Here is a 9,625-nt window from a genome sequence, read left to right as displayed (position 1 = left end):
CCGACGCCCAGCGCGAGCGTCAGCACCGCGGAGGCCGCGAAGCCGGGCGTGCGCCGCAGCCCGCGGGCCGCGGTCCGCGCGTCGCGCGCCAGCGCTTCCATCCGGATGAGGGCGGGTGTGGACATGCGCGCAGCCGGCGGGAGGTGAATCAGGTAGGGGCACCCCGCGCGGACCGTGCCCGGCGGACGATCAGCGCGACAGCGAGCAGGGCGAGGAAGAGGAGGAGGGCGACCCCGGTCTGGCGGGCCAGCGCCACCAGGACCTCCGGCTGCCCCAGGCTCCGAACCGAATCCTCCAGCCGCCCCCCCACCCAGAAGGGGACCTTGGGGAAGACCCGCGCGATCGCGAGGGGACGCTCGTCGGACAGGGGCCACCACACCAGGACGTTCGTGCGCCCCCTGTCGTCGAGCAGGTCAACCAGGAGGTGGGAGCCGTATCCCGCCCCCGCCAGCAGCGCCCAGCGCCTCCCGGCCAGCGCCCCCGCCGCGAGCGCGACCACCAGCGTGGCTACGAGGCTGTGGGTGAAGGTGCCGTGATAGGTGGCCCCGCGCTGCAGCACCAGGTCCAGGACGAAGTCGAGGTCCGGGACCACGGCGAGCGCGGCGCCGACGGCCCAGGCGCGCCAGCGGGGGAGCGGCGGGGCCGCGCTCCGCACCACCTCCGCCACCCCGGCGCCCACCAGCATGTGCGCGGGAGGAAACGCCATGCTATCCGGCTCCGGCCCCGCTGCGTGCCGCCGCCGGACCCGGAGTCCCTCGCGACGGCTTCACCCCGACCCGGCCGAGGCCTCCAGGGGCTCGTCCGCCACCCGGCGGAGGCGCTGCGCCAGCACGGCGATCAGCACCTGGGTGAAGGCGAGCCCCGGGTGGCGGGAGGCCCCGCCCTCCCCGGCGGCGTAGGCGCCGACCGCCCCTGGCGTGAAGGTGGACGGGAACCGCTCCCGCGCCCACGCCTCCACGCTCTCGAAGTCCAGGGTGTTCCCCAGGTGGATGATCCGCTCGCCGTCGCGCTCCTCCATCCGCGCCGCCTCGCCGAAGCGCTCGATGGCGGCGCCGCGCAGCGCCTCCGCCGCAGTGCGCCGCAGCACGAGCGAGAGCCGCACCTCCGAGTCCGGCGCGTTCCACTCCGGGATCTCGTAGCGGACCACCAGGTCCGCCCGCTCCGCCTGAGGCACCACGAACTGCTTGGAATCGAGCAGGTGCTGCGCGATGTAGCTCAGCACCTGCGCCTCCGAGTACCCGCGCATCTGCACGTCGCGGCGGAGCTTCCAGCGGAAGAGCAGATCCGGCTCCGGGTGCACGAACACCGCCAGGTCGTACGACCGGCCCAGCTCGTCCGTGGGGAAGCCCAGGAGCCCTCGCGCGACCACCACCTCCCGGGGCTCGATCACGCGCGCCGGGCCGAAGGTGCCGTCCGTGTGGTCGTAGCGCCGGGTGCGGACGGGGCGCCCCCGCCGCAGGAGCTGGAGGTGCTCCTGCATCAGCGGGAGGTTGTGGACCAGCGGGTTGAGCGCGGTGAGCCCCTTCTCCTGGCGCTCCGCCCGGGTGTAGCGGTGGTAGTCGTCCAGCTCCAGGGAGGTGACGTTCTCCGGCCCGATCAGCGCCCGCACTCCCTGGGCGATGGTGCTTTTTCCGCTCCCCGAGTCCCCGACGATCCCGAGGACGAAGGGGAGCGGGCGCGGCGCGTCACCGGGGGGCACCGGCACTGCTCCGCGTTCCGGGTCTCATGGCCATCTGGCCTCCAGCGCATAGGGTGGACCGGCGATCCAAAGTAGCGCCCGCCGGACACGGGCGAAAGCCGCTCGTCGTCCCGCGTCGACAAGGTCCTTGCCCTGCTCGCGCTTCCCCCGCATCCTTGACGAGCGGCGCAATGGGAGCCCCCGGCCCTCCCCCCCGGCACCCCTGTCGCGCGGCACCGGCGGCCGAATCCGGCGATCCGGGTCCCAGAACATACGCACCCGCCGCGTCCCGCGCGCGGCTCCGGCTCCCCGCAGGTGGAGCCGCTCTCCCGTCCACCCCACGTCCCGTGGAGGAGGTCCCATGCCGCCACACCTCGTACGATCCTGCAGGTCACCCGGAGGGCGCGCCCGGCGGCTCGCCCGGCTCCTTTCCGGGCTCACGCTCGCCGCGGCGCTGCTCGCCGGCGCGCCCGCCCACGCACAGACCCGCGCCACCATCACCGGCACGGTGAGCGACGCGCAGTCCCGGACGCCGATCGAGGGCGTCACGGTCCGCGCGGGGGCGCAGCAGAGCGCGGTCACCGGTCCCGAGGGGAGGTACACGCTCTCCGTGAGCCCCGGCACCCACGAGGTGGTGGTCAGCCGGGTGGGGCAGGTGCTCGCCCGCGCCACCGTCACGGCGGGCGCGGGGCAGACCGCCACCCGCGACTTCCAGGTCCAGGCGTCCGACGGCGTGGCCGTGGACGCGCTGGTGGTGGTGGGATCCCGCCGCGCCGACCGGTCGGTGCTCAGCGCTCCCGTCCCGGTGGACGTCGTCACCCGGGAGGACATCCAGCGGACCGGCCTCACGGAGACGGCGCAGATCATCCAGCGCCTCGCCCCCTCCGTGAACTTCCCGCGCGCGAGCATCGCCGACGGGACCGACCACGTCCGCCCGGCCACCCTGCGCGGACTGGCCCCGGACCAGGTGCTGGTGCTGGTCAACGGAAAGCGGCGGCACAACAGCGCGCTGGTGAACGTGAACGGCACCGTCGGCCGCGGCGCCACTTCCGTGGACCTGAACGCCATCCCCGCCAGCGCCATCGAGCGGATCGAGATCCTGCGCGAGGGAGCCGCCGCCCAGTACGGATCGGACGCCATCGCGGGGGTCATCAACATCGTCCTCCGCAGGGGCGACGAAAGGCGGATCTCCTCCACGCTCGGCCAGACGCGCGAGGGGGACGGCCGCGTGGTGCAGGCCGGCGCCGGCTACGGGGTGGACATCGGCACGGACGGCTACTTCAACGTCGCCGCGGACTTCCGCGACCGCGAGCGGACCAACCGCTCGTTCCCGGATACGCGCCAGCAGTTCTTCACCGGCGACCCGCGCAACAACGACCCGTCGCTCACCAACCAGATCAACCACCGGCAGGGCGACTCCGACGCGCGCGACGTGGGGGCGTTCCTGAACGCCGCCCTCCCGTTCGGCGGCGCGGAGCTGTACGGCTTCGGGGGGCTGACTCGCCGCGAGGGAGAGGCCGCCGGCTTCTTCCGCCGGGCGCTGGACGCGCGCACCGTGCGCGCGATCCATCCCAACGGCTTCCTCCCGCTGATCTCCACCGAGATCTGGGACGGCTCCGCCGCCGGCGGGGCCCGGGGAGCGCTGGCCGGGTGGTCGTGGGACCTGAGCACCGTGTACGGGCGGAACACCTTCGAGTTCAACGTCCTCAACAGCAACAACGTGTCGATGGGTGCGGCGAGCCCCACCGACTTCTACGCGGGAACGCTGGGCTTCAGCCAGGTGACCAGCAACCTGGACCTGGTGCGCGCCTTCCAGGTGGGGCTCGCCTCGGCGCTGAGCGTGGCGACCGGGGCGGAGTTCCGGCGGGAGGGATACTGGATCGACCGGGGAGACGAGGCCTCCTTCCGCGACGGCGGGGTGCGGATCCTGGACGGGCCCAGCAAGGGCGCGCCGGCCGCCGTAGGGGCGCAGGTGTTCCCCGGCTTCCGCCCCACCGACGAGCGCGACGAGTCGCGCAACAGCGTGGCCGCCTACCTGGACCTTGAGGCCAACCTCACCCCGCAGCTCCTCCTCACGCTGGCGGGGCGGGCGGAGCGCTTCAGCGACTTCGGCTCCACCAGCGACGGCCGCGTCGCGGCGCGCTTCGAGCCGGTGAAGGGCTTCGCGCTGCGCGGCTCGGCGGGGACCGGCTTCCGCGCCCCCTCGCTCCCGCAGTCGCACTTCTCCTCCACCGCCACCAACTTCATCGTCGTGGGCGGGGTGAACACCCCCTTCGACGTGCGCACCCTGCCGGTCGCCAGCGTCGAGGCACAGGTGCTGGGGGCCACGCCGCTCAAGCCCGAGGAGTCGGTGAACCTGAGCGTGGGCGCGACGGCGCAGCCCTTCCGCGACCTGTCGGCCACGGTGGACTTCTACCGCATCGACATCGACGACCGGATCGTCCTTTCCGGGAACTTCCTGGTGACCAACCCGCAGATCCGCGCGCTCTTCGAGGGGGCGGGGCTGCGGGGGATCGGCGGCGGGCGCTTCTTCACGAACGCCATCGACACCCGCACCACCGGGGTGGACGTGGTGGTCAACTACGGCGTGCGCCTGGGCGAGTCGGGACGGCTCCGCTTCACCGGGAGCTATGCCCACACGGAGACCGAGGTGACGGGGAAGGCGCCGACCCCGCCCCAGCTCTCCGGGCTGCAGGAGACCATCTTCGACCGGATCGAGGAGGGGCGGATCGAGCGCGGGCAGCCGCGCGACAACCTGGGGATCACCCTGGGCTACTCGCGCGAGGCGCTGCACGTGAACCTGCACAACCAGCGCTTCGGCGAGGTGACCGCGTTCGGGACGCGGGAGGAGCTCGACCAGACGTTCGGGGCCAAGTGGATCACCGACCTGGAGGTGGGCTACCGCCTGCGGGACCGCGTGGAGATCGCGGTGGGCGCCAACAACCTGTTCGACGTCTACCCCGACCAGTGGAAGGACTTCGACCAGAAGGGCCCGCTGAGCAACAACGGCATCTTCCGCTACAGCGGGATCTCCCCCTTCGGCTTCAACGGCGCCTTCTACTACACGCGGGTGTCGCTGGGCCGGTAAAGGCGGACCCACTCCCCCAACTCCTCCCCGCAAGGGGGAGGGGAGCAATACGCCCCCACCGGGAGATCCCGGTGGGGGCGTCGTTTCGCACTTCGCACTCCCGCACTCCCCCTACTTGCACTCCAGCCAGCTCTCCCCCACCCCGGTCTCCACCAGCAGCGGCACCTTGAGCTCGATGGCGCCCTCCATCCGCGTCCGCACCATCTCCCGCAGCTCGTCCAGCTCCTCGCGGGGGACCTCGAAGAGCAGCTCGTCGTGCACCTGCAGGAGCATCTTCGCGCGGAGCTTCCCCTGCTTCAGCTCCCGGTGGATGTCGATCATCGCGATCTTGATGATGTCCGCCGAGGAGCCCTGGATGGGGGCGTTGGTGGCGGCGCGCTCGCCGAAGGCGCGCACGTTGAAGTTGCGCGAGGTGATCTCGGGGATGTAGCGCCGCCGGCCGGTGAGCGTCTCCACGTACCCCTGCTCGCGCGCCAGCTCGATCTGCCGGTCCAGGTAGGCGCGCACCCCCGGGAAGCGCTCGAAGTAGGCGTCGATGAACTGCTTCCCCTCGGCGTTGGAGATCCCCAGGCGGTTCGCCAGCGAGAAGGCCCCGATCCCGTAGATCACCGCGAAGTTCACCGTCTTGGCGCGGTCGCGCATCTCGCGCGTCACCGCCTCGCGGGCCACGCCGAAGATCAGCGCCGCGGTCTGCCGGTGGATGTCCTCGCCGGAGCGGAACGCCTCCACGAAGGCGGGGTCCTCGGAGTAGTGCGCCAGGATCCGCAGCTCGATCTGGGAGTAGTCGGCCGAGAAGAAGACGTGCCCCTCCTTGGGGATGAAGCCGCGGCGGATCTCCGCCCCCAGCTCCGTGCGGATGGGGATGTTCTGGAGGTTGGGGTCGGTGGAGGAGAGCCGCCCCGTGGCCGCGATGGTCTGGTTGAACGAGGTGTGGATCCGCCCTGTCTCCGGGTTCACCATGCGGGGGAGCGCATCCACGTAGGTGGAAAGGAGCTTGTCGAGCTGCCGGTACTCCATCAGCAGCTCGGGGAGGCGGTGACCCTGCGCGGCCAGGGCCTGCAGCACCTCCACGTCGGTGGAGGGGCCGGTCTTGGTGCGCTTGAAGACCGGCAGCTTCAGCCGCTCGAAGAGGATCTCCCGGAGCTGCGGGTTGGAGTTGATGTTGAACTCCCCCCCGGCCTCCGCGTGGATCTGCGTGCGCACGGCCTCCAGCTGCCCCACCAGGCGGCGGTGCAGCTCGTGGAAGACCGCCTCGTCGATGCGGATCCCGTTCCACTCCATCTCCGCGAGCACCTCGACCAGCGGCATCTCGATGCGGCGGAAGAGGTCGTCCAGGTGGAGCTTCTCCAGCTCCGGGGCGAACAGCTCCGCCAGCCGGAGGGTGACGTCGGCGTCCTCCACGGCGTAGTCGCGGGCGCGCTCCAGCGGCACCCAGGCGAAGGGGACCTGCGCCTTGCCCTTCCCCGCCACCTCGTCGTAGGTGACGGTGCGGTGGTCCAGGTACTGGAGCGCCAGCGAGTCCAGCCCGTGCTCCCTCCGCCCCGGGTCCAGGAGGTAGCTGGCGACCATGGTGTCGAAGCCGACCCCGGCCAGCTCCACCCCCGCCCGCCGCAGCACCAGCAGGTCGTACTTGAGGTTCTGCCCCACCTTCTCGGAAGCGGCGGACTCCAGCACCTCCACCAGCGGCGCCAGCTCGTCGCTGAGGAGCGGCGGGAGGCAGAGCGGCGGCTCTGCCTCCGCCTGCTCCTCGGCGCCCTCGTCCCCCAGCAGCTCCCCCTGCCCCCCGCCCGGGAGGCAGTGCGCGAAGGGGAGGTAGTACCCCTCGCCCGGCTTCAGCGCCACGGAGATCCCCACGAGGTCGGCGCGCACGGGATCGGTGCTGGTGGTCTCGGTATCCAGCGCGAAGCGGCCCTCCCGCTTCATCCGCTCCGCCAGCGCGCGCGCGTCCTCCGCGGACTGCACCAGCCGGTAGTCGGTGGCCCGGGGCGGCTTCTCCTCCGCGGCCGGGGCGGCGTAGTCGCGCACCAGCGAGTGGAAGTCCAGGTCCAGGAAGAGCTCCTTGAGCCGCGCGCGGTCCGGCTCCTTCCGGCGCAGCTTCTCCAGGTCCAGGGGGATGGCGAGGTCCGTGCGGATGGTGACCAGCTGCTTGGAAAGGAGCGCGTCGTCCCGGTGCGCCTCCAGCGCCTCGCGCGCCCGCTTGGCGGTGACCTCTCCCGCGTGGGCCAGGATCTCCTCGATGGGGCCGAACCGCTCGATCAGCTGGATCGCCGTCTTGGGGCCGATCCCCCGCACCCCGGGGACGTTGTCGGAGGTGTCGCCGATCAGCCCCAGGTAGTCCACCACGCGCTCCGGCGGCACGCCCAGCCGCTCGTGCGCGTTGCGGGTGTCCACCCACTCCTCCTCCACCGCCTGCGGGCCGCCGCGGCCCGGGTTCAGGAGGCAGACGTGGGGGCGGATGAGCTGGTAGAAGTCCTTGTCGCCGGAGACGATCACCGTCTCCAGCTCCGCGTCCGCGGCCTGCGCCGCCAGCGTCCCGATCACGTCGTCCGCCTCGTAGCCGGCCAGCTCCACGATGGGGACGCGGAAGGCGTCGACCACCTGGCGGATCCGCGGGAGCGACCCGTCCAGCTCGGTGGGCATCTTCTCGCGGGTGGCCTTGTACTCGGGGTAGACCACGTGCCGGTCGGAGGTCCCCGCGTCGAACACCATCCCCAGGTAGTCGGGCTCGTGCTGCTCGATCACCTTGAGGAGGAACTTGGTCACCCCCCAGGCGGCGGAGGTGTTCTCCCCGCGGGACGAGATCAGGGGCCGCGAGATCATCGCGAAGAAGGCGCGGTAGATCAGCGCGTAGCCGTCGATCAGGTAGAGGCGGGGGCGGGTCTTCTCGGGTTTTTCCACGGGAGGATCCAGAGCGGTATGCGGACACCGGTGCACGGCGACGGTCCGCGCAATCTACGCCGGGGGGAGCGGCGCGCAAAGCAGGTGCCCAGGCGCGCCGGAGCCGGCCCTCCAACCCCGGCCGCCGAAGCGGCGGGCCGCCGTTTTGCGTGCGCGGTGCGTGGCCGGTGCAGGCGGGCCCGCGCAGGCCCGCCCCGGCGAGGCGAGAACCCGTACGGAAGCGCCATGTCGAGCTCGAACCGACCCCGCACCCCGGACGAGCTGGCCCGCGCCATCGCCCAGGTGGTGGGGATCCACCGGGTCGACCGGATCGTCGGCCTCCGCCCCGTGGCCCCGCCGGAGGGGCACGGCTACTACGCCTTCGTGGTGCTGCGCGACGCGGGCGACGACGCGCTGGCACTGGAGGCCAAGCTCCAGCGGCGCATCCCGCCAGCGCGCCCGCGGGTGGAGTTCTGGGTGATGGGGCTGGACGAGTGGGAGCGCTCCGCCGCGAGCGTGGGGCACCCGGCCCGCAGCGCCGAGCGCGACGGGACCGTGCTCTACGACGGCGACGTCCGGCGGGCCCGCGGCTCCGTGGCGTAGGCGCCACTCCCGCCGCCCGGCGGGACCCTGTAAGTTGCCTCCCGGCCGCAGGACGAGCTCGGGGTTCCTTCAGGGGAGGCACGACAGGTGGACTTCGCGAACAGACGGGTGCTGGTGACGGGCGGCGCCGGCTTCATCGGCAGCGCGCTGGTGTGGGAGCTGAACCGCCGCGGCTGCGAGCGGGTGGTGGTCGCCGACCGCCTGGGGCGCAGCGAGAAGTGGCGCAACATGGTGCCGCTGCGCTACGAGGACTACCTGGACGCCGACGACCTCCTCCCCGCCCTGGAGACCGGCGCGCTGGGCCGCTTCGACCTGGTGCTGCACATGGGGGCGTGCTCGTCCACCACCGAGACGGACGCCGCCTTCCTCGCCCGCAACAACTACGAGTACACCAAGGACCTGGCGGCCTGGGCGCTGTCCTGCGACGCGCGCTTCGTCTACGCCTCCTCCGCGGCCACCTACGGGGGCGGCGAGCGGGGGATGGACGACGCGGCCTCGTCCCCGGCGGAGCTGGGCCGGCTGCGGCCGCTCAACATGTACGGCTACTCCAAGCAGATGTTCGACCTGTACGCCGCCCGGCACGGGCTCCTGGACCGCACGGTGGGGCTCAAGTTCTTCAACGTCTTCGGCCCCAACGAGGCGCACAAGGGGGAGATGCGCAGCCTGGTCGCCAAGGCGTTCGCGCAGGTGCGCGAGACCGGGAAGATCCAGCTGTTCAGGAGCTACCGCCCGGAGTACCCGCACGGCGGGCAGCAGCGCGACTTCCTGTACGTGAAGGACGCGGTGGACATGACGCTGCACCTGGCGGGGACGCCCTCCGCGGCCGGGCTCTTCAACGTGGGCTCGGGGACGGCGCACACCTGGGTGGAGCTGGCGGGCGCCCTGTTCGCCGCGCTGGGGCGGGAGCCGGAGATCGAGTTCGTGGAGATGCCGGAGGCGCTGCGGGCCAAGTACCAGTACTTCACCCGCGCCGACGTGTCCCGCCTCCGGGACGCCGGATACGAAGGGCCGGCCACGCCGCTCCGCGACGCCGTGGCCGACTACGTCACCCGCTACCTGGTCCCGGACCGGAGGCTGGGGGACGAGGAGGAGGGCGCGGGCTGAGCCTTTCGATTACGACCCGGAGGTCCCTCGGCGAGAACCGCCAGCGCCGCGGGTCGCAGGGCCGAGAGGCAACGGCGAGGTGGCCTCCGTCCTCCAGAGCGCCCCATAGGGAGGCGAAGGCAAACTTCAGGTGCCTGTACAGTGATGGTGTTCCCCTGACAGTTGCCCCCGCCGGGGAGTAGATCAAGCAGCCTCAGGCACCTCCTCGGCGGTCGGGGTGGAGGGTTGGGGCAGGCCAGCAAGGAAGACCTGCTCGGGAGTCCTGCCCTTCATGT

At 72.2% G+C, this 9,625-nt stretch carries 6 protein-coding genes; 3 read left to right on the top strand and 3 right to left on the bottom strand.

The genetic code is table 11. The features are described 5' to 3' along the window. Positions 1–148 precede the first annotated feature (148 nt). Together VGR37_10310 and VGR37_10305 are read right to left on the bottom strand one after the other, a co-directional pair. Complete coding sequence (locus VGR37_10310; protein HEV2147784.1) at positions 149–706, bottom strand: metal-dependent hydrolase; 558 nt, start codon at positions 704–706, stop codon at positions 149–151. A 60-nt stretch (positions 707–766) separates the two neighbouring features. Beyond that, positions 767–1,699, bottom strand: a complete 933-nt coding sequence (locus VGR37_10305; GenBank protein HEV2147783.1) for a hypothetical protein — start codon at positions 1,697–1,699, stop codon at positions 767–769. Positions 1,700–2,039: 340 nt separating this feature from the next. Here VGR37_10305 and VGR37_10300 point away from each other — a divergent pair, with 340 nt between their 5' ends. Beyond that, positions 2,040–4,766, top strand: a complete 2,727-nt coding sequence (locus VGR37_10300; protein HEV2147782.1) for a TonB-dependent receptor — start codon at positions 2,040–2,042, stop codon at positions 4,764–4,766. A 111-nt stretch (positions 4,767–4,877) separates the two neighbouring features. Here VGR37_10300 and polA read toward each other — a convergent pair whose 3' ends face one another. Then, positions 4,878–7,664: a DNA polymerase I gene (polA, locus tag VGR37_10295; protein ID HEV2147781.1), complete on the bottom strand. Its 2,787-nt coding sequence runs from the start codon at positions 7,662–7,664 to the stop codon at positions 4,878–4,880. A 225-nt stretch (positions 7,665–7,889) separates the two neighbouring features. On the opposite strand from polA, the gene VGR37_10290 reads away from it, so the two are divergent. Both VGR37_10290 and rfaD read left to right on the top strand, forming a co-directional pair. After that, complete coding sequence (locus tag VGR37_10290) at positions 7,890–8,246, top strand: hypothetical protein (GenBank protein HEV2147780.1); 357 nt, start codon at positions 7,890–7,892, stop codon at positions 8,244–8,246. Between the two features lie 87 nt (positions 8,247–8,333). Next, a complete protein-coding gene (gene rfaD, locus VGR37_10285) occupies positions 8,334–9,350 on the top strand; it encodes an ADP-glyceromanno-heptose 6-epimerase (GenBank protein ID HEV2147779.1) in 1,017 nt (338 codons plus the stop codon). Positions 9,351–9,625 lie beyond the last annotated feature (275 nt).

The organism is Longimicrobiaceae bacterium (assembly GCA_035936415.1).
Taxonomy (GTDB): Bacteria; Gemmatimonadota; Gemmatimonadetes; order Longimicrobiales; family Longimicrobiaceae; genus JAFAYN01.
The sequence above is the reverse complement of the archived record's forward strand: the minus strand, read 5'-3'. Positions and strand labels throughout refer to the sequence as shown.